The sequence below is a fragment of the Streptomyces zingiberis genome, assembly GCF_012034935.1.
Classification (GTDB): Bacteria; Actinomycetota; Actinomycetes; order Streptomycetales; family Streptomycetaceae; genus Streptomyces; species Streptomyces zingiberis.
This window is the reverse complement of the sequence record NZ_JAATEN010000008.1, coordinates 275,854-299,270: the sequence shown is the minus strand read 5'-3', so window position 1 is coordinate 299,270 and position 23,417 is coordinate 275,854. Positions and strand designations below refer to the sequence as shown.

At 74.9% G+C, this 23,417-nt stretch carries 21 protein-coding genes; 1 reads left to right on the top strand and 20 read right to left on the bottom strand.

The genetic code is table 11. The annotated features are described in order from the left end of the window. Positions 1–280 precede the first annotated feature (280 nt). The 12 genes from coaBC to pyrR all read right to left on the bottom strand — a co-directional run bounded on the left by coaBC (position 281) and on the right by pyrR (position 14,141). On the bottom strand, positions 281–1,570 hold the full coding sequence (gene coaBC, locus HCK00_RS13650) for a bifunctional phosphopantothenoylcysteine decarboxylase/phosphopantothenate--cysteine ligase CoaBC (protein ID WP_240965547.1): 1,290 nt from the start codon (positions 1,568–1,570) through the stop codon (positions 281–283). Between the two features lie 180 nt (positions 1,571–1,750). Further along, positions 1,751–2,029, bottom strand: a complete 279-nt coding sequence (gene rpoZ / locus HCK00_RS13645; RefSeq protein ID WP_030541928.1) for a DNA-directed RNA polymerase subunit omega — start codon at positions 2,027–2,029, stop codon at positions 1,751–1,753. Between the two features lie 63 nt (positions 2,030–2,092). Beyond that, positions 2,093–2,674 carry a guanylate kinase gene (gene gmk, locus HCK00_RS13640; RefSeq protein ID WP_168102139.1) on the bottom strand — a complete coding sequence of 194 codons (582 nt, stop codon included), beginning with the start codon at positions 2,672–2,674 and terminating at the stop codon, positions 2,093–2,095. Positions 2,675–2,711: 37 nt separating this feature from the next. Next, positions 2,712–3,035: an integration host factor gene (locus tag HCK00_RS13635; RefSeq protein ID WP_168102138.1), complete on the bottom strand. Its 324-nt coding sequence runs from the start codon at positions 3,033–3,035 to the stop codon at positions 2,712–2,714. A gap of 263 nt (positions 3,036–3,298) precedes the next feature. Beyond that, positions 3,299–4,249, bottom strand: a complete 951-nt coding sequence (gene pyrF, locus HCK00_RS13630; RefSeq protein WP_168102137.1) for an orotidine-5'-phosphate decarboxylase — start codon at positions 4,247–4,249, stop codon at positions 3,299–3,301. Beyond that, positions 4,246–5,370 (bottom strand): quinone-dependent dihydroorotate dehydrogenase, encoded by a 1,125-nt coding sequence (locus HCK00_RS13625; RefSeq protein WP_168102136.1) that lies wholly within the window; start codon positions 5,368–5,370, stop codon positions 4,246–4,248. The genes pyrF and HCK00_RS13625 overlap by 4 nt, the downstream gene beginning before the upstream one ends. Before the next feature lie 303 nt (positions 5,371–5,673). Next, positions 5,674–8,994: a carbamoyl-phosphate synthase large subunit gene (carB, locus tag HCK00_RS13620; protein ID WP_168102135.1), complete on the bottom strand. Its 3,321-nt coding sequence runs from the start codon at positions 8,992–8,994 to the stop codon at positions 5,674–5,676. Next, entirely contained in the window at positions 8,987–10,168 is a 1,182-nt protein-coding gene (gene carA / locus HCK00_RS13615) for a glutamine-hydrolyzing carbamoyl-phosphate synthase small subunit (RefSeq protein ID WP_168102134.1), read from the bottom strand. Before carA ends, carB begins: the two co-directional genes overlap by 8 nt. Further along, on the bottom strand, positions 10,165–10,911 hold the full coding sequence (locus HCK00_RS13610; RefSeq protein WP_240965561.1) for a PH-like domain-containing protein: 747 nt from the start codon (positions 10,909–10,911) through the stop codon (positions 10,165–10,167). Before HCK00_RS13610 ends, carA begins: the two co-directional genes overlap by 4 nt. 23 nt (positions 10,912–10,934) lie before the next feature. After that, the gene (locus tag HCK00_RS13605) at positions 10,935–12,236 is read right to left on the bottom strand and encodes a dihydroorotase (protein WP_168102133.1); all 1,302 of its coding nucleotides are present in this window, start codon (positions 12,234–12,236) and stop codon (positions 10,935–10,937) included. 2 nt (positions 12,237–12,238) lie between these two features. After that, the gene (locus HCK00_RS13600; protein WP_168102132.1) at positions 12,239–13,282 is read right to left on the bottom strand and encodes an aspartate carbamoyltransferase catalytic subunit; all 1,044 of its coding nucleotides are present in this window, start codon (positions 13,280–13,282) and stop codon (positions 12,239–12,241) included. Between the two features lie 187 nt (positions 13,283–13,469). Further along, complete coding sequence (pyrR, locus tag HCK00_RS13595; protein WP_240965546.1) at positions 13,470–14,141, bottom strand: bifunctional pyr operon transcriptional regulator/uracil phosphoribosyltransferase PyrR; 672 nt, start codon at positions 14,139–14,141, stop codon at positions 13,470–13,472. A 308-nt stretch (positions 14,142–14,449) separates the two neighbouring features. On the opposite strand from pyrR, the gene bldD reads away from it, so the two are divergent. After that, entirely contained in the window at positions 14,450–14,950 is a 501-nt protein-coding gene (gene bldD / locus HCK00_RS13590; RefSeq protein WP_019708725.1) for a transcriptional regulator BldD, read from the top strand. Between the two features lie 924 nt (positions 14,951–15,874). Here the strand turns inward: bldD and nusB are convergent. From nusB to aroC, 8 genes are all read right to left on the bottom strand, one after another. Next, on the bottom strand, positions 15,875–16,303 hold the full coding sequence (nusB, locus tag HCK00_RS13585; RefSeq protein WP_168102131.1) for a transcription antitermination factor NusB: 429 nt from the start codon (positions 16,301–16,303) through the stop codon (positions 15,875–15,877). Further along, a complete protein-coding gene (gene efp, locus HCK00_RS13580) occupies positions 16,304–16,870 on the bottom strand; it encodes an elongation factor P (protein WP_168102130.1) in 567 nt (188 codons plus the stop codon). A 104-nt stretch (positions 16,871–16,974) separates the two neighbouring features. After that, complete coding sequence (locus HCK00_RS13575; protein WP_168102129.1) at positions 16,975–18,099, bottom strand: M24 family metallopeptidase; 1,125 nt, start codon at positions 18,097–18,099, stop codon at positions 16,975–16,977. A 528-nt stretch (positions 18,100–18,627) separates the two neighbouring features. Next, complete coding sequence (locus tag HCK00_RS13570) at positions 18,628–19,596, bottom strand: AAA family ATPase (RefSeq protein ID WP_168102128.1); 969 nt, start codon at positions 19,594–19,596, stop codon at positions 18,628–18,630. Positions 19,597–19,735: 139 nt separating this feature from the next. Beyond that, the gene (aroQ, locus tag HCK00_RS13565) at positions 19,736–20,221 is read right to left on the bottom strand and encodes a type II 3-dehydroquinate dehydratase (RefSeq protein WP_168102127.1); all 486 of its coding nucleotides are present in this window, start codon (positions 20,219–20,221) and stop codon (positions 19,736–19,738) included. Next, positions 20,218–21,318: a 3-dehydroquinate synthase gene (aroB, locus tag HCK00_RS13560; RefSeq protein ID WP_168102126.1), complete on the bottom strand. Its 1,101-nt coding sequence runs from the start codon at positions 21,316–21,318 to the stop codon at positions 20,218–20,220. The genes aroQ and aroB overlap by 4 nt, the downstream gene beginning before the upstream one ends. A 242-nt stretch (positions 21,319–21,560) precedes the next feature. Further along, a complete protein-coding gene (locus HCK00_RS13555) occupies positions 21,561–22,106 on the bottom strand; it encodes a shikimate kinase (RefSeq protein ID WP_168102125.1) in 546 nt (181 codons plus the stop codon). Beyond that, positions 22,103–23,287 carry a chorismate synthase gene (aroC, locus tag HCK00_RS13550; protein ID WP_168102124.1) on the bottom strand — a complete coding sequence of 395 codons (1,185 nt, stop codon included), beginning with the start codon at positions 23,285–23,287 and terminating at the stop codon, positions 22,103–22,105. The genes HCK00_RS13555 and aroC overlap by 4 nt, the downstream gene beginning before the upstream one ends. Between the last annotated feature and the right edge of the window lie 130 nt (positions 23,288–23,417).

Genomic DNA, 23,417 nt, shown 5'->3' with positions numbered 1-23,417 from the left:
GCGGGACACATCGCTCCCTGGGGTTGCAGCGGCTGCTGACTGGTCAGGTGTGACCATGGGGCGGAGCCGTCCGGGAGCTGCGCCCGCACGGTTCCGCAGGCAGTTTATCCGGACCCGCACCGGGAGGGGACCTCCCGTACCGGCCACCGGCCGTTCTGTGACCCGGGGCACTCCCCGCCGACCAGCGGAAACACCGCAACACGGAGTCGGGGGGGCGGCCCGCGCGTCCCCGCCCGCGGGGACGCGGCGGCCCGCGGCGCGGGGCCCGCCGGTGCCCGGTTCAGGGCAGCCGGGCGGCGATCAGGTCCCACACGGTGTCGGCCAGCGCTTCCTTCGGCCCGAAGGGCACCGGGGTGGTGGAGCCGTCGGCGCCGAGGACCACGGCCTCGTTCTCCTCCGCCCCGAAGGTCTTGCGCTCCCCCACCTCGTTGACGACCAGCAGGTCACAGCCCTTCCGGGCGAGCTTGGCACGGCCGCCCGCGAGGACGTCGTCGGTCTCGGCGGCGAAGCCGGCGATCACCTGCCCGGGGCGGGCGCGGTCCGCGGAGATCTCGGCGAGCACATCGGGGTTGCGCACCAGGGTGATGGGCGCCGGTTCCTCGCCCTCCACCTTCTTGATCTTGCTCGCGGCGTAGGCGCCGGGACGGAAGTCGGCCACCGCGGCGGCCATGACGACGGCGTCCGCGGCGGGCGCCGCCGCGAGGACGGCCTCCCGCAGTTCACGCGCGGTGGAGACCGGGACGACCCGGGCGCCCGCCGGATCGGGCAGCGCGGTGTTGGCGGCGACCAGGGTCACCCGCGCGCCCCGCGCCACGGCCGTCCGCGCCAGCGCGTAGCCCTGCTTGCCGGAGGAGCGGTTGCCGAGGAAACGGACCGGGTCGAGCGGCTCGCGGGTGCCCCCGGCGCTGATCAGGACATGGCGGCCGGCGAGGTCGCGCGCGGTGGCGCCGGCGCCGCGCGCCAGCACCCGGCGGCAGACGGCGAAGAGCTCCGCGGGGTCCGGGAGCCGCCCCTTGCCGGTGTCGGCGCCGGTGAGCCGGCCCTCGGCGGGCTCCACGACAACGGCGCCACGGCGCCGCAGGGTGGCCACGTTCTCCCGGGTGGCCGGGTGCTCCCACATCTCGGTGTGCATGGCCGGGGCGAAGACCACCGGGCAGCGCGCCGTGAGCAGGGTGTTGGTCAGCAGGTCGTCGGCGAGGCCGTGGGCCGCGCGGGCGAGGGTGTCGGCCGTGGCGGGGGCGACGACGACGAGGTCGGCGGCCTGGCCGAGCCGGACGTGCGGCACCTCGTGGACGCCGTCCCAGACCTCCGGGGAGACCGGGTGGCCGGAGAGCGCCGCCCAGGTGGGCTCCCCCACGAAACGGAGCGCCGACGCGGTGGGCACCACCCGGACGTCGTGCCCGGACTCGGTGAGCCGGCGCAGCAGCTCGCACGCCTTGTACGCGGCGATACCGCCGCTCACGCCGAGGACCACCCGCGGCCGCCGCGCGCCGCCGCCCGGCCCCGTGGCCGCCCCGGCCCCCGGCGCCGCCCCCGGTCCCGTCTCCACCGGCTCCATCGCTGACCTCATCTCTCGCCGTCCGCCGCGGGCCCCGCCGGCACCCGCCGGCCCTCCCGCGACCCCGCCGGGGCCCTCCGGCCGTACCGCCTCGCCCGCCCTACCGCTCCATGACACACCACGGGCCCGGCAGGTGCTCTGCCGGGCCCGTGCGCGGCGCCGTACGGCTGCCGCGAGGCTGTGCTCGCCTGGCTACTGCTTGGTGACCGGCCCGTCGACGGCCTCGGAGGTCAGCAGGCCGGCGTTGATCTCCCGCAGGGCGATCGACAGCGGCTTCTCGTGGACGTGGGTGTCCACCAGCGGGCCGACGTACTCCAGGAGACCCTCGCCGAGCTGCGAGTAGTAGGCGTTGATCTGGCGCGCGCGCTTGGCGGCGTAGATCACGAGGCTGTACTTGGAGTCCGTGGCCTCGAGGAGCTCGTCGATCGGCGGGTTGATGATGCCCTCGGGCGCGGTGATGGAAGAGGACACGCTCTGCCTTCCGAAGTGCCGTGGATTACCGGGGAGGTCCCGCCGGTAAGAGGATGGAAAGGTTCAATCTACCTGCATCAAGGCTAGCAGCTCGCGCGCGACGTCCTGGACGGAGGTGTTCACCAGGGTCTCGTCGAACTCCTCCTCGGCGGCGAGCTCCACCCGGGCCGCCGCCAGCCGGCGCTCGATGACCTCGGGGGACTCCGTGCCGCGGCCGGTCAGCCGGCGGACCAGTTCCTCCCAGCTCGGCGGGGCCAGGAAGACGAGCTGCGCCTCCGGCATGGCCTCGCGGACCTGCCGGGCGCCCTGGAGGTCGATCTCCAGGAGCACCGGCTCCCCCGCCGCGAGGCGGTCCTGGACCGCGCCGCGGGGGGTGCCGTAACGGTTGCCGGCGAACTCGGCCCACTCCAGCAGCTCGCCGTTGGCGACCAGCTTGTCGAAGGCGTCGTCGGAGACGAAGTGGTACTGCACCCCGTCCCGCTCACCGGGGCGCGGGGCGCGGGTGGTGGCGGAGACCGAGAGCCAGACCTCGGGGTGAACCGTGCGCATATGGGCGACGACCGTGCTCTTGCCGACCCCGGAGGGGCCGGAGAGCACGGTCAGCCGCGGGCGGCGGGTCGCCCCCCGGGATACTGCTTCACTCATGCGGTGATTATCCCGCGTCTCGGGAGTCCCCGGGACCTCAGGCGTGAGTGGAGCCGAACTCCCGCTCCAGCGAGGCGATCTGGTTGGAGCCGAGGCCACGGACCCGGCGGCTCTCGGAGATGCCGAGCCGCTCCATGATCTGCTTGGCCCGGACCTTGCCGACGCCGGGCAGGGACTCCAGCAGCGCGGAGACCTTCATCTTGCCGATGACGTCGTTCTCCTGGCCCTGCTTGATGACCTCGTGGAGGGAGGCACCGGAGTGCTTGAGCCGATTCTTGACCTCGGCGCGCTCCCGGCGAGCCGCGGCGGCCTTCTCGAGCGCGGCTGCGCGCTGTTCAGGGGTAAGGGGCGGAAGAGCCACGCCTACGTCACCTCGGATGTCGAACTGTCGGATACGGATCGTGAACCTAGTCGCCCCACCCGTGCGGGGCAACGAGCGACGCGTGATACGCGCCCTCTCCGACGGAGACTAGCGGTCCGGACCGCCGCAGTCAGCGAGAACAGACGAAAAGTCCTGGTCAGCCTCGCTTGATGGGGACAATCGAGACATAAAACCCCGACTTCCGGCCAGGATTGTTCAACGAACCGCCGGCGGAAGACCCGGAGGAGTCCGCCAAGGCCCGTTCAGGCGGCGGCAACCGCCCTCACCTCGTCCGTCAGCCGCTCCGCGGCGGCCCGCAATCCGGCCGGATCCGGACCGTGCCGGAGCACGCCCCGGCTGACGCTCGGCACCACGTTCCGCACGGCGTCCCCGAAGAGGGCGGGCAGATCCGCCGGAGCCGCCCCCTGCGCCCCGATGCCCGGGGCGAGGAGCGGCGCACCCGCCGGGAGGCGGACGCCGGTCTCCCGCAGGGTCGCGCCGACCACCGCGCCGACCGAGCCGAGCGGCCCGGCGGGGTGCCCGGTGGCCCCGGTGGCCCCGGTGGCCCCGGGCACCGCGGTGTCCCCGGCGGCCGCGGCGTTCTCGGCCGCCACCCGGTCGAGCACCGCCTGGGCGACGGAGCGGCCGTCGGCCGCGGTGGCGCGCTGCACCTCGGCGCCCTCCGGGTTGGAGGTCAGCGCCAGCACGAACACCCCGCAGCCGTTCTCCCGTGCCCGGTCCAGCGCCGGGCGGAGGGAGCCGAAGCCCAGGTAGGGGCTGACCGTCACCGCGTCGGAGAAGAGCGGGCTCCCCTTCCGCAGGAAGGTGTCGGCGTAGGCGGCCATGGTGGAGCCGATGTCGCCGCGCTTGGCGTCCGTCACCACCAGGGCGCCGGCGGACCGGGCGTCGGCGATCGCGTGTTCGAGTACGGCCAGGCCCCGGGAACCGAACCGCTCGAAGAAGGCGGCCTGCGGCTTGAGGACGGCGACGCGGTCCGCGAGGGCGTCGACGGTGGCGCGGGTGAAGCGCTCCAGGCCGGCGAGGTCGTCCCCGAGCCCCCAGGCGCCGAGCAGGGCGGGGTGCGGGTCGATGCCCACGCAGAGCGGCCCGCGGGTGTCCAGGGCGCGCCGCAGCCGGGCGCCGAAGGGCTCCGGGGAGGTGCCGGGTCCGGGGCGGGGGGCCTCGGGGGTGCCCGGGGCGGGGGCGCGGCTCATGCGGCGGCCTTCCTGGTGTCGGCGCCGACGGCGTCGGCGAGGGTCGTGTACGGGCTCGCCGCCAGCCGGGCCGCGAGGCCCCGGTGGATCCGCCGGCACCAGAGGGGACCCTGGTAGACGAAGGCGGTGTAGCCCTGGACGAGGGTGGCGCCGGCGAGGATCCGCTCCCAGACGTCGTCGGCGGTCTCCACCCCGCCCACGCCGACGAGCGTCACCCGGTCACCCACGCGCGCGTACAGCCGGCGCAGTACCTCCAGCGAGCGGTCCTTGAGCGGGGCGCCGGACAGTCCGCCGGCGCCCGCGCGCTCGACGACGTCGCGGCGGGTGCGCAGACCGTCGCGCGCGATGGTGGTGTTGGTGGCGATGACACCGTCCAGGCCCAGGTCCACGGCGAGGTCGGCGACGGCGTCCACGTCCTCGTCGGCGAGGTCGGGAGCGATCTTGACCAGCAGCGGGACGCGGCGGCCGGGGACCGCGCGGTCGGCGGCGGCGCGGACGGCGGTGAGCAGCGGGCGGAGCTGCGCGGTGGCCTGGAGGTCGCGCAGGCCGGGGGTGTTCGGGGAGGAGACGTTGACGACGAGGTAGTCGGCGTGCGGCGCGAGCCGCTCGGTGGAGGTGACGTAGTCGCCGATCGCCTCCGCCTCGGGGACGGCCTTGGTCTTCCCGATGTTGACGCCGAGGGTCACCGGCCGGGGCCGGCCCCGGCGGGTGGCGGCGCGGGCGGCGAGACGGGCGGCGACGGCCGCCGAGCCGTCGTTGTTGAATCCCATCCGGTTGACCAGCGCACGGTCCACCGCCAGGCGGAAGAGGCGCGGCGCGGGGTTGCCGGGCTGCGGCTGCCCGGTGACGGTGCCGACCTCGACATGGCCGAAGCCCAGCAGGGCCAGGCCGTCGATGCCGGTGGCGTTCTTGTCGAAGCCGGCGGCGAGGCCGAACGGGCCGGGCAGCTGCCGCCCCAGGGCGGTGGTGCGCAGCTCCGGGCTGCGGGGCGCGCAGACGGCGGCGAGGAGGGTACGGAGCAGCGGGACGCGGGCGGCGCGCCGGATCCAGCCGAAGGCCAGGTGGTGGGCGCGCTCGGGGTCCAGGCGCCGGAGGAGGAGGTGGAAGAGGAGGGCGTACATCGGCGATCCGGGACCGTTTCTGCGGAGTCGGCGGGGGCGAGGGCGGTACTGGTCGGCTCCGGCCGCCGGCCGGAGCTCGGCGGCGGGCCGTACGAAGGGGGGCGGGCCGTACGACGGGGGGCGGGCGTGGCGTGGACCGGGCCGGGCCGGGGCCGGCCGGGCCGGACGGTACCGGGTACCGCCCGGCCCGCCCGCCGTCCGGACGCGCGGGCCACGCGAGGAGGCACCGCCACGGTGCCCCCTCGGCATGGCCCGGCGCGGCCCGGTACGGCTTAAACGTGGCCGGGCGTGGCCGGGTGCGGCTCAGTCCCCGCGGGCGGCGACGAGGTGGTCCGCGTGCTCCTGGAGGGAGCGGACCCCGATGGCGCCCCGGCTCAGCGCCTCGACGCCCTGCACCGCGGCGGCGAGCGCCTGGACGGTGGTCAGGCAGGGCACGCCGCGGGCGACGGCGGCGGTGCGGATCTCGTACCCGTCGAGCCGGCTGCCGGTGCCGTAGGGCGTGTTGACGATGAGGTCGATCTCACCGTCGTGGATGAGCTGCACGACGGTCTTCTCGCCACCCGGCCCCTCGCCCTGGAACTGCTTGCGGACCACGGTGGCGTCGATGCCGTTGCGGCGCAGCACCTCGGCCGTGCCCGAGGTGGCCAGCAGCTCGAAGCCGAGCGCGACCAGCTCGCGGGCCGGGAAGATCATGGCCCGTTTGTCCCGGTTGGCCACGGAGACGAAGGCCCGCCCCTTGGTGGGCAGCGCGCCGTACGCGCCGGCCTGCGACTTGGCGTAGGCCGCGCCGAAGGCCGAGTCGATGCCCATGACCTCACCTGTGGAGCGCATCTCCGGGCCGAGGACGGTGTCCACGCCGCGGCCGGAGGCGTCGCGGAACCGGCTCCACGGCAGCACCGCCTCCTTGACGGAGATGGGCGCGTCCAGCGGCAGGGTGCCGCCGTCGCCGCGGGCCGGGAGCAGCCCCTCGGCGCGCAGTTCCGCGACGGTGGCGCCCAGGGAGATCCGGGCGGCGGCCTTGGCCAGGGGCACGGCGGTGGCCTTGGAGGTGAAGGGAACGGTGCGCGAGGCCCGCGGATTGGCCTCCAGCACGTAGAGGATGTCCCCGGCCAGGGCGAACTGGATGTTGATCAGGCCGCGGACGCCGACGCCCTTGGCGATGGCCTCCGTCGAGGCGCGCAGCCGCTTGATGTCGAACCCGCCGAGGGTGATCGGGGGCAGCGCGCAGGCGGAGTCGCCGGAGTGGATGCCGGCTTCCTCGATGTGCTCCATGACGCCGCCGAGGTAGAGCTCCTCGCCGTCGTAGAGCGCGTCGACGTCGATCTCGACGGCGTCGTCGAGGAACCGGTCGATGAGGACGGGGTGTTCGGAGATGAGGCCCGCGTGGCGCTCCAGGTACGCGCCGAGGGAGGGCTCGTCGTAGACGATCTCCATACCGCGGCCGCCGAGGACGTAGCTGGGGCGGACCATCACCGGGTAGCCGATGCCCGCGGCGATCGCCCCCGCCTCCTCGAAGGAGCGGGCGGTGCCGTACTTCGGGGCGGGCAGCCCGGCCCGCTCCAGCACACGGCCGAAGGCGCCGCGCTCCTCGGCGAGGTTGATCGCCTCCGGCGAGGTGCCGACGACCGTGACGCCGTTGTCCTTGAGCGCCTGCGCCAGCCCCAGCGGGGTCTGTCCGCCGAGCTGCACCAGGACGCCCGCGACCGGGCCGGCCTGCCGCTCGGCGTGGACGATCTCCAGGACGTCCTCCAGGGTGAGCGGCTCGAAGTAGAGCCGGTCGGAGGTGTCGTAGTCGGTGGAGACCGTCTCCGGGTTGCAGTTGACCATGACGGTCTCGTAGCCGGCGTCGTGCAGCGCGAAGGAGGCGTGGACGCAGGAGTAGTCGAACTCGATGCCCTGGCCGATGCGGTTGGGGCCGGAGCCGAGGATGATCACGGCCGGCTTCTCGCGCGGCGCGACCTCGCTCTCCTCGTCGTAGGAGGAGTAGAAGTACGGGGTGCGGGCGGCGAACTCGGCGGCGCAGGTGTCCACCGTCTTGTAGACGGGGCGGACGCCGAGGGCGTGGCGCACCTCGCGCACGACGTCCTCGCGGAGCCCGCGGATCCCGGCGATCTGCGCGTCGGAGAAGCCGTGGCGCTTGGCCTCGGCGAGGATCCCGGGCTCCAGGCGGGGCGCGGCCGCGAGGTCGTCGGCGATCTCCTTGAGGAGGAAGAGCTGGTCGGTGAACCAGGGGTCGATCTTCGTCGCCGCGAAGACCTCCTCGCGGGTGGCGCCCGCGCGGATCGCGGCCATCACCGTGTTCAGCCGGCCGTCGGTGGGGACGGTGGCGCGCCGCAGCAGGTCGTCCTTGGTCCCGAGGGCGGCCGGATCGCCGGCGAAGTCGAACTGGGAGCCCTTCTTCTCCAGCGAGCGCAGCGCCTTCTGCAGCGCCTCGGTGAAGTTGCGGCCGATGGCCATGGCCTCGCCCACCGACTTCATGGTGGTGGTGAGCCGGGCGTCGGCGGCCGGGAACTTCTCGAAGGCGAAGCGGGGCGCCTTGACCACGACGTAGTCGAGGGTCGGCTCGAAGGAGGCCGGGGTCTGCTCGGTGATGTCGTTGGGGATCTCGTCCAGGGTGTAGCCCACGGCGAGCCGGGCCGCGATCTTGGCGATGGGGAAGCCGGTGGCCTTGGAGGCGAGCGCCGAGGAGCGGGAGACGCGGGGGTTCATCTCGATGACGATGACCCGGCCGTCGGCGGGGTCGACGGCGAACTGGATGTTGCACCCGCCGGTGTCCACGCCGACCTCGCGGATCACCTCGATGCCGATGTCGCGGAGGGTCTGGTACTCCCGGTCGGTGAGCGTCATCGCCGGGGCGACGGTGATCGAGTCACCGGTGTGCACGCCCATGGGGTCGAGGTTCTCGATGGAGCAGACGACCACGACGTTGTCGTTCCTGTCGCGCATCAGCTCCAGCTCGTACTCCTTCCAGCCGAGGATGGACTCCTCCAGGAGCACCTCGGTGGTCGGCGAGAGCGCCAGGCCCTGGCCGGCGATCAGGCGCAGTTCCTCCTCGTCGTGGGCGAAGCCGGAGCCGGCGCCGCCCATGGTGAAGGAGGGGCGGACGACGACGGGGTAGCCGCCCAGCTCCGTCACGCCGGCGAGCACCTCGTCCATGGTGTGGCAGATCACCGAGCGGGCGGACTCGCCGTGCCCGATCCGGGCGTTGACGGCGGCGACGACCTCCTTGAAGCGCTCGCGGTCCTCACCCTTGTGGATGGCCTCGACATTGGCGCCGATCAGCTCCACGCCGTGCTTCTCCAGCGCGCCGGACTCGTGGAGGGAGATGGCCGTGTTGAGCGCGGTCTGCCCGCCGAGGGTGGCCAGCAGGGCGTCGGGCCGCTCCTTGGCGATGATCTTCTCGACGTACTCGGGGGTGATCGGCTCCACATAGGTGGCGTCGGCGATCTCCGGGTCGGTCATGATCGTCGCCGGGTTGGAGTTGACCAGGATGACCCGCAGCCCCTCGGACTTCAGGACGCGGCACGCCTGGGTGCCGGAGTAGTCGAACTCGGCGGCCTGTCCGATCACGATCGGGCCGGAGCCGATCACCAGGACGGACTGGATGTCGGTGCGCTTAGGCACGCTGGTCCTCCGGGGTGTGCTGCCGCGCGCCGGCCATGAGGCCGGCGAAGCGGTCGAAGAGATAGGCGGCGTCGTGCGGCCCGGCGGCCGCCTCCGGGTGGTACTGGACGCTGAAGGCGGGCCGGTCCAGCAGGCGCAGGCCCTCCACCACCTCGTCGTTGAGGCACACGTGGGAGACCTCGGCGCGGCCGTAGGGGGTGTCGGTGGGGCCGTCCAGCGGCGCGTCCACGGCGAAGCCGTGGTTGTGCGCGGTCACCTCGACCTTGCCGGTGGCGCGGTCCTGGACGGGCTGGTTGATGCCGCGGTGGCCGTACCTGAGCTTGAAGGTGCCGAAGCCCAGCGCCCGGCCGAGGACCTGGTTGCCGAAGCAGATGCCGAACACCGGGGTCCGGCGCTCCAGGACGGCCCGCATCAGGGCGACCGGGCCGTCGGCGGTGGCCGGGTCACCGGGCCCGTTGGAGAAGAACACGCCGTCGGGTCCCGCGGCCCCGGCCCCCTTGACCGCGTAGACGTCCTCGGGGGTGGCGTTCGCGGGCAGGACGTGCACCTCGATGCCGCGTTCGGCCATGCGGTGCGGGGTCATGCCCTTGATGCCGAGGTCGATCGCGGCGACGGTGAACCGCTTCTCCCCGATCGCCGGGACGACGTACGGCTCGGCGGTGGCGACCTCGCCGCAGAGGTCGGCGCCCTCCATGGCGGGCGCGGAGCGCACCCGGGCCAGCAGGGTCTCCTCCGCGGCGATCCGCTCGCCGGAGAAGATCCCGACGCGCATCGCGCCGCGCTCGCGGAGGTGCCGGGTGAGCGCGCGGGTGTCGACGCCGCTGATGCCGACGACGCCCTGGGCGGTCAGCTCCTCGTCGAGGGTGCGCACGGAACGCCAGCTGGAGGGGGTGCGGGCGGGGTCGCGGACGACGTAGCCGGCCACCCAGATCCGGCGGGACTCGGGGTCCTCGTCGTTGATGCCGGTGTTGCCGATGTGCGGGGCCGTCATCACGACGACCTGCCGGTGGTAGGAGGGGTCGGTGAGGGTCTCCTGGTAGCCGGTCATGCCGGTGGAGAACACCGCTTCGCCGACGGTCTCCCCCACGGCCCCGTAGGCGTGGCCGTGGAAGGTGCGCCCGTCCTCCAGGACGAGTACGGCGGGGGTACGGGCCCCGCGGGACGAGGTCGTCATGGTGTGGTGCCGTCCTTCGTGTCGTGCCGGGGTTCTGGCTGGGTGCCGTGGCGCGGCCCGGGACGGTCTCCGGGCCCGTCCGCGTCCCGGGCGCCGGCGGCACCGGGCCGGACGGCCGCGGCGGTGAGGTCCGCGGGGCCGCCGGTGAGGTCGTTGACGTGCGCGACCCAGGTGGTGTGGACGACGGCGCGGTCCGAGCGGAACCCGGAGTCGACCAGCCGGTCCCCGAGCCGCCAGGTGATCACCAGCAGACCGCCCTCGGTGAGGACCTTGCCGGCGATGCCGGTGTCCAGCCGGGCGCCGCGCAGGTCACCGGCGGGGATGTGGAAGTCGCGGGCGCCGGGGCGCAGGACGTCCAGGCCGTCGGCGGTGAGGACCAGTTCGGCGCGGCTGCGGGTGCCGAGGCCGTGCGCGACGATCCGGTCGAGCCACTGCCCGGCGACGGTGGAGCCGTGGTAGCGCCCGGTCAGCGTCAGTTCGGCGCCGTCCCGGCGGCCGGTCGCGGGGGCGGGTTCCGGCAGGTCGGCGTGGAGGGTCCCGCGCCGCTGCCAGCCGCGCCGCATCAGCCAGTACGCCACGATCACCGCCAGCAGCAGCACGGACACCCAGGCCAGGCGCTCACCCCAGTCGGTGACCTGCTGAGACTCGGGCCCGGCCGCGAGTGGGGCGAGGGCGGCGAGGCCGCCGGAGAGGGCGTCCGGCACCGCCGGGACCGCCGTGGTCACGTTCTCGGTCACGTTCATCTGGCCCGTCATTCCGATTCCGGTCACACCACGGCTCCGTCCACCACCGTGGCCCGGCCCCGCAGGAAGGTGTGCGTCACCCGTCCCGGCAGCTCACGACCCGCGTACGGGGTGTTGCGGCTGCGGGAGGCGAAGCCCGCGGGGTCCACCACTCCACGGTAAGCGGGGTCGGCCAGGACCAGGTTCGCGGGCTCCCCCTGGGCGAGGGGCCGGCCCTGGCCGCGGAGCCGGCCGATGGCGGCCGGGCGGGAGGACATCCGGTCGGCGACGCCCGCCCAGTCGAGCAGCCCGGTCTCGACCATCGTGTGCTGCACGACGGAGAGAGCGGTCTCCAGGCCCACCATGCCCATGGCGGCGGCGCCCCACTCGCAGTCCTTGTCCTCGTGCGGGTGCGGCGCGTGGTCGGTGGCGACGCAGTCGAGGGTGCCGTCGGCGAGCGCGGCGCGCAGCGCCAGCACGTCCTCCTCGGTGCGCAGCGGCGGGTTCACCTTGTAGACCGGGTCGTAGGAGCGGACCAGTTCGTCGGTGAGGAGGAGGTGGTGCGGGGTGACCTCGGCGGTCACGTCCCAGCCCTTGGACTTCGCCCAGCGGATGATCTCCACCGAGCCGGCGGTGGAGACATGGCAGATGTGCAGCCGGGACCCGACGTGCGCGGCGAGCAGCACGTCCCGGGCGATGACGGACTCCTCCGCGACGGCCGGCCAGCCGCCGAGGCCCAGCTCGGCGGAGACCACGCCCTCGTTCATCTGGGCGCCCTCGGTGAGCCGGGGCTCCTGGGCGTGCTGGGCGACGACGCCGCCGAAGGCCTTCACGTACTCCAGCGCCCGGCGCATGATCACGGCGTCGTCCACGCACTTGCCGTCGTCGGAGAAGATCCGCACCCCGGCGGCCGAGTCGTGCATGGCCCCGAGCTCGGCGAGCTGCTTGCCCTCCAGGCCGACGGTGACGGCGCCGACGGGCTGGACGTCGCAGTAGCCGGACTCGCGGCCGAGCCGCCAGACCTGCTCGACGACGCCCGCCGTGTCCGCCACGGGGAAGGTGTTGGCCATGGCGTGCACGGCGGTGTAGCCGCCGGCGGCGGCGGCCCGGGTGCCGGTGAGGACCGTCTCGGAGTCCTCCCGCCCGGGCTCGCGGAGGTGGGTGTGGAGGTCGACCAGGCCGGGGAGGAGGATCAGGCCGTCGGCCTCCACGACGGTGGCGCCGGCGGCGCCGAGGGTGCCGCCCGCTCCGGTCTGGGCGATCACGCCGCCGTCGAGCAGCAGGTCACGGGGTTCGCCGCCCAGCGGGCTCGCGCCGCGGATCAGGGTCTTCTGCGGGTCGCTCATGGTCAGGCGTTCTCCTCGGTGCGGGTGGTGGGCGCGGCGGGGGCGGTGACGGCGGGCCCGGCGCCGCCGAGCAGCAGGTAGAGCACGGCCATCCGGATGGAGACACCGTTGGCGACCTGCTCCACGGCGGTGCACCGCCCGGAGTCGGCGACCTCGGCGGTGATCTCCATACCGCGGTTCATCGGGCCGGGGTGGAGCACGACGGCGTGGCCGGGCATCCGGGCCATCCGGTCGCCGCCCAGGCCGTAGCGGCGGGCGTACTCGCGCTCGGTGGGGAAGAAGGCGGCGTTCATCCGCTCCCGCTGGACGCGGAGCATCATCACGGCGTCCGACTCCGGCAGCACGGGGTCCAGCGCGTAGGAGACCTCGCAAGGCCACCGTTCCACGCCGACCGGGACCAGGGTCGGCGGTGCGACGAGGGTGACCTCGGCGCCGAGCGTGGTGAGCAGGTGGACGTTGGAGCGGGCGACGCGGCTGTGCAGCACGTCCCCGACGATGGTGATCCGGCGCCCGGCGAGGTCCCGTCCGGTGCCGTCGCCGGGGAGGGGGTCGGTGACGCCGGCCTGGCGGACCGGGGATCCGCCGGGGCCGCCGGCCAGGTGGCGGCGGAGGGTGAAGGCGTCCAGCAGGGCCTGGGTGGGGTGCTCGTGGGTGCCGTCACCGGCGTTCACCACGGAGCCGCCGATCCAGCCGGAGGTGGCGAGCCGGTGCGGGGCGCCGGAGTCATGGTGGCGGATGACGACGGCGTCGGCGCCCATCGCCTCCAGGGTGAGGGCGGTGTCCTTGAGCGACTCGCCCTTGGAGACCGAGGACCCCTTGGCGGAGAAGTTGATCACATCAGCGGAGAGCCGCTTGGCGGCGGCCTCGAAGGAGATCCGGGTCCGGGTGGAGTCCTCGAAGAAGAGGTTGACGACCGTACGGCCGCGCAGGGTCGGGAGCTTCTTGATCGGCCGGTCCGCGACCCGGGCCAGTTCCTCCGCGGTGTCGAGGATCATCAGGGCGTCGTCGCGGCTGAGGTCCGCGGCCGAGGTGAGGTGGCGCTGCATCCGGGGCTCCGTGGCGGGAGATGGCGGGAGATGGCGGTAAGTGGCAGGCGGGGGACGGGAGAGGGCGGGTGAGGACGGGAGGTGCGATGCGTTCCCGCCCGCCGAGGCGGCCCCGGGGGCCTTCCGGAACCGGCGGTTCCGGTACGGCGGCGCACGGGGCCGCGGACCGGGGCAGGGTCCGGGCGCGCTAGCTGTCGCGGGGAGCGGCGGTACCGCTCTCCCGGCCGCCGGCCGGGGAGCCGTCCTGACCGGGCCGCCGGCCGAGGAGCACGGCGTCACGCCCGTCCTCCTCGGTGAGCTGCACCCGGACGCTCTCCCGCAGCGAGGTGGGGAGGTTCTTGCCGACGTAGTCGGCGCGGATCGGCAGCTCACGGTGGCCGCGGTCGACGAGGACGGCGAGCTGCACGGCGCGCGGCCGCCCGATGTCGCCGAGGGCGTCGAGCGCGGCGCGGATGGTGCGGCCGGAGAAGAGCACGTCGTCGACGAGGACGACCAGCGCGGAGTCGATCCCGCCGGCCGGGATGTCGGTGCGGGCCAGCGCGCGGGCCGGTCGCAGCCGCAGGTCGTCGCGGTACATCGTGATGTCCAGCGAGCCGACCGGGCGGGGGTGACCGGTGATCTCCGCCAGTCTGTCCGCCAGCCGGCGGGCGAGGAAGACGCCGCGGGTGGGGATGCCGAGCAGGATCACGTCGTCGGCGGCCTTGGTGCGCTCGACGATCTCGTGCGCGATGCGGGTGAGGGCCCGGGAGATGTCCGGGGCCTCCAGCACGGGCCGGGCGGGGCCGGACCCGGGGGTGCCGGCGGGAACGGCGCCCGTGGGAGTGGGACCGGCGGGAATGGGGCCGGTGGGAACGTCCATGGGAAAAGGACCTCCTTCTCCGCCTCACGGGACGGACCTTAAAGGACGTCGGATAGTGCCTGGTGAACGATACCAGGCGGGCCCGGCCCGCCGGACGGGCGGGGCCTGGGCCCGGAAACGGAGGTCCGCCGCGCGGGCCGGCGGACGCGGGCCGGGACGGGCCGGAAACGGCTGGGCGGAGCCCGGGAAGCGGCCCGCGCGGGGCCCGGGAACGCCGGGCCGCACCCCGGCAGGACCCCCTCCGCTTGACGAAGCAGAATTACGCTGCGTAACATCACAGTGAGTTACCAATTCGTCCGGGGAGCCATATGTCCAGCGAATACGCCAAACAGCTCGGAGCCAAGCTTCGCGCCATCCGTACCCAGCAGGGCCTTTCCCTCCATGGTGTCGAGGAGAAGTCCCAGGGCCGATGGAAGGCCGTCGTGGTCGGTTCCTACGAGCGGGGCGACCGTGCGGTGACCGTGCAGCGTCTTGCCGAGCTGGCGGACTTCTACGGCGTCCCGGTGCAGGAACTGCTGCCGGGCACCACGCCCGGCGGGGCGGCCGAGCCGCCGCCGAAGCTCGTCCTGGATCTGGAGCGGCTCGCGCACGTGCCGCAGGAGAAGGCCGGCCCGCTCCAGCGGTACGCCGCCACCATCCAGAGCCAGCGCGGCGACTACAACGGCAAGGTCCTGTCGATCCGCCAGGACGACCTGCGCACGCTCGCGGTGATCTACGACCAGTCCCCCTCGGTCCTCACCGAGCAGCTGATCAGCTGGGGTGTGCTGGACGCGGACGCCCGTCGCGCCGTGCAGCACGAGGATGCCTGACCTCCGCCGTCGCCCCTCCCGGCGGCGCGTCCCTCCCGGGTCCGCCGGGGGCCGCGGGCTCCGCGTGCCGTGACCGCGCGGCGCTCGCCGCCGTTCGGTGGCGTTCGGTGGCGTTCGGTGGCGTTCGCGGAGTGCACCACGGTCGCGGCGTTCTTCTCGTTCCGCGGTTCTCCGCGCCGCCTGGGGTGCTCCGGGGTTCCTCCGGATGCTCCGGGCACCGCTTGGCAGGACGGCGGCCGGGAGGGCGAGACCGGTTCCGCCGGTCTCCCCCTCCCGGCCGTCACCGTCCCGGCCCCCACGGTCAGCCCGACCGCGGGGGCCGGGGTGCGTGGGGGCCGGGTTCCGGCCCGGGAAGCGGGAGGCCGTGCGGCGGGAGCAGCGTTCGCGTCCACCGGCAGGCTCTCTCCCAGCGGTTCAGGGGATGTGCCGCCCATGGGGGCGGCGGGGCTCCACACGGTCCGCGGACCCCGTCCGGGACCTCCACAGGGAAGGCTCCGTGGCAACGGTCCGGAGTCCGCGCGCCCGCCCGCCCTGCCCGCTCCTCGCGGCGGGCGAACCCGTTCTCACTCACCGTGAGACGGACGGCCGTGCCGCTCATGGCCTCAGGCACTCGTCACTCGTGACTCTCTGGCCCCGCGCCACGGAATCCGGCGGGCGCGTCGGCCGGAGCGCCGGACCGGGCGGGCCACCGCTGCGGCCGGGCCTCCGGGCGCCCCGGCCGCGCCCCCGCCGGCTCCGGCGGCGGACGGACGGAGGAGGAACCCGCAGGGGCAGGGGACGCGCACGGCGGGCGGAGACGGGGCTTCGGCGGCATACCCGGCCGGGAAACGGAACACGGCCGCACCGGCACCCGGGCCGGACCCCCGTGGGGATCCGGCGCGGGTGCGGTGCGGCCGTGCGGCCGGGCCCGGCGGCCCCGGGCGGTCAGGCCCGGCGCAGCGTGGGCTTCAGCTCCTTGAGACGGCCCAGGAGGCCGTTGACGAAGGCCGGTGACTCGTCGGTGGAGAACTCCTTGGCGAGCTGCACCATTTCGTCGATCACCACCGCGTCGGGGGTGTCGTCCTGCCAGATCAGCTCGTAGGCGCCGAGCCGCAGCAGACAGCGGTCGGTACCCGGCATCCGGTCCAGCGTCCAGCCCACGGAGTAGGTGGCGAGGAGTTCGTCGATGCGCCCGGCGTACTCGGCGTAGCCCTCGACCAGATCCATCGTGTAGGCGGAGACCGGCGGCTGCCGGTCGTCGGTCCGGGCGAGCCGCATCCAGTCCGCGAGCACCGTGCGGACGGGAGCGCCGCGCTGGTCGGACTCGAAGAGGATCTGGAAGGCGCGCTTACGGGCCTTGGTGCGGGCAGCCACTCAGCCCGTCACCCGGCCGAGGTACTCGCCGGAGCGGGTGTCCACCTTGATCTTCTCGCCGGTGGTGATGAACAGGGGCACGCCGATCTCGTAGCCCGTCTCCAGCTTGGCCGGCTTGGAGCCGCCGGTGGAGCGGTCGCCCTGCACACCCGGCTCGGTGTACTCGATGGTGAGCTCGACGGCGGCGGGGAGCTCGATGTACAGCGGGTTGCCCTCGTACATCGCGACGACCGCCTCGAACCCCTCCAGCAGGTAGTTGGCGGCGTCGCCGACCGTCTCCGGAGTGATGTAGATCTGGTCGAACGTCTCCGAGTCCATGAAGACGAAGTCGCTGCCGTCCTTGTAGGAGAACTGCATTCCCCTGCGGTCCACCACCGCCGTCTCGACCTTCACACCGGCGTTGAAGGTCTTGTCGACCGTCTTGCCGGAGAGGACGTTCTTCAGCTTGGTGCGGACGAAGGCGGGGCCCTTGCCGGGCTTGACGTGCTGGAACTCGACGACGGACCAGAGCTGGCCGCCTTCGAGCTTGAGCACCATGCCGTTCTTGAGGTCGTTCGTGGTCGCCACGGTTGCGGTGTCTCCTGGACTGAAGCTGGTGGAATCAAGGGCCTGCGGCAGGCTACAGCGGCCACGGCGCCGACGGCGAATGCGCACGCGCGGACGCGGGCCCGCTACAGCGCGAGCAGTTCCTTGGTCGTGATGGTGAGTAGCTCGGGTCCGCCGTCCGCCTCGGGGCGGACGACGAGCGTGTCATCGATCCGGACCCCGCCCCGGCCCGGGAGGTGGACCCCCGGTTCGACGGTGACCGGCACACAAGCGTCCAGTTTACCCATGGCTCCCGGGGAGAGTTCGGGGTCCTCCCGGATTTCCAGCCCGACCCCGTGCCCCGTGGGGACCGGGAGCCCGCCGCCGTACCCGGCCGCGTCCAGGATCTGACGGGCCGCCCGGTCGACGTCCCGGTAGGGGACGTCCGGGGCGAGCGCCTCCCGGCCCGCCCGCTGGGCGGCGAAGACCACCTCGTACAGCTCGATCTGCCAGCGGGCCGGTGTGGTGCCGATGACGAAGGTCCGCCCCAGCTCGCAGTGGTAACCGCCGTAGCCCGCGCCGAGGCAGACGCTGAGGAAGTCGCCCTCCTCCACCCGGCGGTCGGAGGGACGGTGACCGGGCAGCCCGGAGTGGGGACCGGTCCCGACGGAGGTGGGGAAGGCGGGGCCGTCCGCGCCGTGGTCGATGAGGCGGCGCTCCAGCTCCAGCGCCAGATGGCGCTCGGTGCGGCCGACCAGGATCGACTCCAGCAGTTCCCCCAGCGCCTGGTCGGCGATCTCCGCGGCGATCCGGAGGGCGGCGATCTCCTGCTCGTCCTTGACCAGCCGCTGCTGCTCCACGGCGCGGCCGAGGTCGGTGAGACGGAGCCCGGGGGCGGCGGCGCCCACCGCCCGGTGCCGGGTGACGGAGAGATGGTGTTCCTCCACCACGAGCTGCTCCGCGCCCGCCGCGGCGGCCAGGCCGGCGGCCTCCACGGCGGCGTCGGCGGCGGCCGCGGAGAGCGTCCGGGCCCGCAGCTCGCCGGTGAGCAGACCGCCGGCGAGGTCCCCGGCGGGCGGGCGCGGGCAGAGCAGCAGGTCGCCGACCGGCCCGCCGGGCCCGCCGGGGGCCAGCAGCAGCGCGGCGCCGGCGGGCGCCGCCCCGGCGAGGTACCGGATGTTGGCGGGACGTGTCACGAGGACCGCGGTACTCCCGGCGGCCGCGCAGCGGTCGCGGAGCTGCGAGCGGCGTGCCGCGTGCGCCTCGGACATGCCCCGAGCCTAGGCGCGCTACCGGGACCGGGCCCCCTGGAGACGCCCGGACGGGGAGAGCGGTACGGGGGGTCGGGACGGCGGCCCGGCCGTGTCCCGGGGGCAGCTGCGGGGACGGGCGTACGCGCCGGGGCCCGGCGGGATGATCCGCCGGGGACGCGGGCGGGCCGGGGACGCGGGCGGGTGCGAGGGCCGGGACGGCACGGGGGGCGCGCCGGTGCCATGGGGGCCGGGACCGCACGGGGGCGCGCCGGTGCCATCGGGGCCGGGACGGCACGAGGGGGGCGTAACCGTGCCGTGGGGCCGGGCCGGACGGCGGGGCCTGGGGCGCCGTCGCGGGCCCTTGGGGCGGGCCATCCGTCCGTGGCCGTGCCCGCGGGTCCCGGACGCCCCGGACGCCCCGGACGCCCCGGACGCGGGCAGCCACGCCCACGGCGGCGTCCCCGGCCCGTTCGCGCGGCCGGTACCCGGCCGAGGGGCCGAGGGGGCGAGGGGCCGAGGGGGCCGCCGGATCACGAAGGACCCGGCTCAGGACGGCGGGAGCCCTGCCAGACTGCGGGCGATGGCCTCGTCCAGGGCCTGGGCGGTGGCGGCCACGTCCAGCTGTGAGTTGTCGATGATCGGCAGCCCGGAGCCGTACCAGCCGGCCATCCGGCCGTGGATGCGGGCGACCTCGTCGTCGTCCAGCCGCCGGGTGCCGCTGCGCGCCGCGTTCCGCTCCAGGACGATCTCCAGCCCGGGCAGCAGCACCACCGGCACCAGTCCGGGGCCGACGTGCCGTTTCCAGCCGCCGAGGCCGACGGCCGGGCGGTCCGGGAAGACGGCGTCGTCCAGGATGCAGGAGATGCCGTTGGCCAGGAAGTTGCGCGCGGCGAACCCGCAGGTGCGGCGGGCCAGGCGGTACTGCGCCTCGGAGTGGTCGTTCCAGCCGGCGCGGGGGTCGGCGAAGCCGGAGCGGACCCACTCGCGGACGTCGTCCAGGCTGATGTGGGCCGTGGGCACCCGGCGGCGGTCCGCCCAGTGCCGGGCGACGGTGGTCTTGCCCGCGCCGGCCGGGCCTATCAGCAGCACCGCGACGGCGGCGTGCGCCGCGTCCGCCCCGGCGGTGCCCGGCGCCGGGGCGGGCGCGCCGGCGGGCAGCCTCAGGTGGCCCGTGGCGTCCGGCGCGGACGGCGGAGGCGGCGGGGGCGGCGGCGGGGTGTGGGTGTGGGTGTGGTGCCCCGCGTGCGGCGGCGGGGCCGGGGCCGGGTGTCCGCCGGGGGCGGCCGGGTGCCCGTACGGCGGTGTGGCGGGCTGCCGCGGCGGGTGGTGCGGCGCGGGTGGCGGGGGTGCCTGTCCCGGCGGGGGCGCGGGCGGTGGCACCGGCCCGGCCGGGGCGGGGCCCGCCGGGCGCGGGGCGGGGTGCGGACCCCGCGGCCCGGGTCCCGGCGGCGGCGCCCAGGAGTCGTTCACGGGGCCGTGGGGCGGTGGCAGCGGAGCCCCCGTCGCGTGCTGCATCCGCTGAGTCTCCGTCTCGTGCGGGCGGACTGACCGGTGTTCGGATATCGGCTGGCCGGTCCGGCCGTGCGGCCGGACGCTATCGAAAGGTACCGCCTCCGGCCGCCTCCCGGGGACGGCCGGAGGCGTACGCTCCCGGTCAGCCCGTCCCCTCCGCCGTCCCGCCCGGCCCGTCGGCCCCGGCGGCGGCGTCGGCCAGGGCGCGCAGCGCGAGCCGGTAGGAGCCGATGCCGAACCCGGCGACCGTCCCGGAGGCGACCGCCGCGACCACGGAGGTGTGCCGGAACTCCTCCCGGGCGTACGGGTTGGAGATGTGCACCTCGATCAGCGGCGCGGTGCGCTGCGCCGCGGCGTCCCGCATCCCGTACGAGTAGTGGGTGAACGCGCCGGGATTGAGCACGACGGGGGTCCGGCCGTCGGCCGCCTCGTGCAGCCAGCGGATCATCTCGCCCTCGTCGTTGGTCTCCCGCACCTCGACCTCGAAACCGAGTTCGGCCCCGGTCCGGGCGCACTCCTCGACCAGGCCCCGGTAGCTCGTGGAACCGTAGACGTCCGGCTCCCGGGAGCCCAGCCGGCCCAGGTTGGGGCCGTTGAGCACCAGCACCCGGCGCGGAGCGGCGGTCACCGGGACACCTCCCCGTAGGCGGCGAGCAGGACGGCCGGGTCCGGCCCCTCCAGCACGGCGGGCCTGGCGAGCCCGTCCAGGACGACGAAGCGGAGCAGGTCGCCGCGGGACTTCTTGTCGACCTTCATGGTCTCCAGCAGCCGGGGCCACTGGTCGCCGCGGTAGGCCACCGGCAGCCCGACGGCCTCCAGCACCGCGCGGTGCCGGTCGGCGGTGGCGTCGTCCAGCCGCCCCGCGAGCCGGGCGAGTTCGGCGGCGAAGACCATGCCGATGGCGACGGCCGCGCCGTGCCGCCACGTGTAGCGCTCGTTCTTCTCGATCGCGTGCCCGAGGGTGTGGCCGTAGTTGAGGACCTCCCGCGGGCCGGCCTCCTTGAGGTCGGAGGAGACCACCGCGGCCTTGACCCGCACGGAGCGCTCCACCAGTTCCGCGGTGAACCGCCCGTCCGGCCTGCGCGCCTCGTCCGGATCGCTCTCGACGAGGTCGAGGATCGCCGGATCGGCGATGAACCCCGCCTTGATCACTTCGGCGAGCCCGCTGACGTAGTCGTTGACGGGGAGCGAGTCGAGGGAGGCCAGGTCGCACAGGACCCCGGCGGGTGGGTGGAAGGCGCCGACGAGGTTCTTGCCCTCGGCGGTGTTGATGCCGGTCTTGCCGCCGACGGCCGCGTCCACCATGCCGAGGACGGTGGTGGGCACGGCGATCCAGCGGACGCCGCGCAGCCAGCTCGCGGCCACGAAACCGGCCAGGTCCGTGGTGGCTCCGCCGCCGACGCCGACGATCACGTCACTGCGGGTGAAGCCGGACTGGCCGAGCGCCTTCCAGCAGTAGGCGGCGACCTCGGCGGTCTTCGCCTCCTCGGCGTTGGGCACCTGGATCGCGACGGCCTGGTACCCCTGCCCGGCCAGGTCCGCGCGGAGCGCCTCGCCGGTGGCCTCCAGCGCCTCGGGGTGGATCACCGCCACCCGGCGGGCGCCATGCCCGATCAGACCGGGCAGCTCGCCGAGGAGCCGCCGGCCGATCAGCACGGTGTAGGGATCGGTGCCGGCCGTGGAGCCGACCTCGACCCGGGTGGGTGCGGTGGATGTCTCGCTCATCGGGATTCCTCCGTGGGTGCCCCGGCGTCCGGCCGGGGTGGGGGCGCCTCCCGCTTGCGGGGGAGGAACGGGCTCCTGGGGAGCAGGGCGGGGAGAACCGGGGGGTGGAACGGGACCGGGGAGAACCGGCCGGGCGGCGCGGCACCCACCGGGCACCGGCCGGGCCGCGGCTCACCCGGGACGGGACGGGGCGCGAGGCCCCGCGCGGCGGCCCGGGCGGCCACGGCCCTGCGGCGGGAAGGTCAGCCCTGCCCCGGCGCGAGGGCGTCCAGGACTGCCTCGGCGACCTCCTCCGGTCCGCGTCCCCCGGTGGGCACGGTGACGCGGGCCACCTCCGTGTAGAGCGGGCGGCGTTCCTCCATCAGCGTGCGCCACCGCTGCCGGGGGTTGACGGCGAGCAGCGGGCGCGCGGTGGCGAGCCCGACGCGCTGTACGGCGTCGGCGAGTTCGACGTCCAGGAAGACGACGGGCAGCCCGGTCAGCAGTTTCCGGGTCGCCGCGTCGAGGATCGCGCCGCCGCCCAGGGAGAGGACGCCGGTGTGGTCCGCGACGGCCTCCTGGACGGCGCGCCGCTCCAGGGCGCGGAAGCGCGGCTCGCCGTCCTCCACGAAGATCTCCGCGATGGGCTTGCCCGCCGCCCGTTCCACGTCGGCGTCGGTGTCCCGGTAGCCGGTGCCCAGCCGCTCGGCGAGCAGCGGGCCCACCGTGGACTTGCCGGAGCCGGGCGGGCCGACCAGCACGGCGCGCGGGCCGGGGCCCGGCGCTCCGGGGGTGGTGCCGCCGTTCACCGGATGGCCAGGTTGTCGAGGAACGCGCGGACGTTGCGCCGGGTCTCGGTCACGCTGTCGCCGCCGAACTTCTCGGCGACGGCGTCCGCCAGCACCAGGGCGACCATGGCCTCGGCCACGATGCCCGCCGCGGGCACCGCGCACACGTCGGAGCGCTGGTGGTGCGCCCGGGCCGCCTCGCCGGTGGCGACGTCCACCGTGGCCAGGGCGCGCGGCACGGTGGCGATGGGTTTCATCGCGGCCCGCACGCGCAGCGTCTCGCCCGTGGAGAGGCCGCCCTCGGTGCCGCCGGAGCGGCCGGAGGAGCGCCGGATGCCGTCCCCGGTGGTGACGATCTCGTCGTGCGCCCGGGACCCGGGCACCCGCGCGAGTTCGAAACCGTCGCCCAGCTCCACGCCCTTGATGGCCTGGATGCCCATGAGGGCGCCGGCCAGCCGGGCGTCCAGCCGGCGGTCCCAGTGGACGTGCGAGCCGAGCCCGACGGGGACGCCGTGGGCCAGCACCTCGACGACCCCGCCGAGGGTGTCGCCGTCCTTGTGCGCCTGGTCGATCTCGGCGACCATCGCCTCGCTCGCCGCCGGGTCGAGGCAGCGCACGGGGTCGGCGTCGAGCCGCGCCACGTCCTCCTCGGTGGGCCGGCTGCCGTACGGGGCCTTGGCCGCGCCCAGTTCGACGACGTGGGAGACGATGCCGATACCGGCGGTCTCGCGGAGATAGGAGCGGGCGACGGCGCCCAGCGCCACCCGGGCCGCCGTCTCCCGGGCGGAGGCGCGCTCCAGCACCGGGCGGGCCTCGTCGAAGCCGTACTTCTGCATCCCGGCCAGGTCGGCGTGGCCCGGGCGGGGACGGGTCAGGGGGGCGTTACGGGCCAGCTCCGCGAGGACCGCCGGGTCCACCGGGTCGGCGGCCATGACCTGCTCCCACTTGGGCCACTCGGTGTTGCCGACCATGACGGCCACCGGGGAGCCGAGGGTGAGCCCGTGGCGGACGCCCCCGAGGAAGGTGACCTCGTCCCGCTCGAACTTCATCCGGGCGCCGCGGCCGTAGCCCAGCCGCCGCCGGGCCAGGGCGTCCGCCACCATGTCCGTGGTGACCGGGACGCCCGCGGGCAGTCCCTCCACCGTCGCGACCAGGGCGGGTCCGTGCGACTCTCCCGCGGTCAGCCAGCGCAACCTGCTCAACGGGTCTCCTCTGCTCGCGCCTCGTGTGCGGCGGCTCGGCCGGCTGCGCGGCCCCGGCCCGCCACCGCCGATCCTCCCATGCCGGACGGGCCGGATCGGCCCGCGGTCCACCAGCCGGACAGGTGTACCG

Bases quoted from the DNA above. Each gene is read 5' to 3' on its own strand.
- HCK00_RS13610 (WP_240965561.1), bottom strand. From the start codon at position 10,911: ATGAACGTGACCGAGAACGTGACCACGGCGGTCCCGGCGGTGCCGGAC.
- carA (WP_168102134.1), bottom strand. From the start codon at position 10,168: ATGACGACCTCGTCCCGCGGGGCCCGTACCCCCGCCGTACTCGTCCTG.
- coaBC (WP_240965547.1), bottom strand. From the start codon at position 1,570: ATGAGGTCAGCGATGGAGCCGGTGGAGACGGGACCGGGGGCGGCGCCG.
- aroB (WP_168102126.1), bottom strand. From the start codon at position 21,318: ATGAGCGAGACATCCACCGCACCCACCCGGGTCGAGGTCGGCTCCACG.
- HCK00_RS13605 (WP_168102133.1), bottom strand. From the start codon at position 12,236: ATGAGCGACCCGCAGAAGACCCTGATCCGCGGCGCGAGCCCGCTGGGC.
- pyrF (WP_168102137.1), bottom strand. From the start codon at position 4,249: ATGAGCCGCGCCCCCGCCCCGGGCACCCCCGAGGCCCCCCGCCCCGGA.
- bldD (WP_019708725.1), top strand. From the start codon at position 14,450: ATGTCCAGCGAATACGCCAAACAGCTCGGAGCCAAGCTTCGCGCCATC.
- HCK00_RS13575 (WP_168102129.1), bottom strand. From the start codon at position 18,099: ATGTCCGAGGCGCACGCGGCACGCCGCTCGCAGCTCCGCGACCGCTGC.
- HCK00_RS13600 (WP_168102132.1), bottom strand. From the start codon at position 13,282: ATGCAGCGCCACCTCACCTCGGCCGCGGACCTCAGCCGCGACGACGCC.
- HCK00_RS13570 (WP_168102128.1), bottom strand. From the start codon at position 19,596: ATGCAGCACGCGACGGGGGCTCCGCTGCCACCGCCCCACGGCCCCGTG.
- gmk (WP_168102139.1), bottom strand. From the start codon at position 2,674: ATGAGTGAAGCAGTATCCCGGGGGGCGACCCGCCGCCCGCGGCTGACC.
- pyrR (WP_240965546.1), bottom strand. From the start codon at position 14,141: ATGGACGTTCCCACCGGCCCCATTCCCGCCGGTCCCACTCCCACGGGC.
- HCK00_RS13625 (WP_168102136.1), bottom strand. From the start codon at position 5,370: ATGTACGCCCTCCTCTTCCACCTCCTCCTCCGGCGCCTGGACCCCGAG.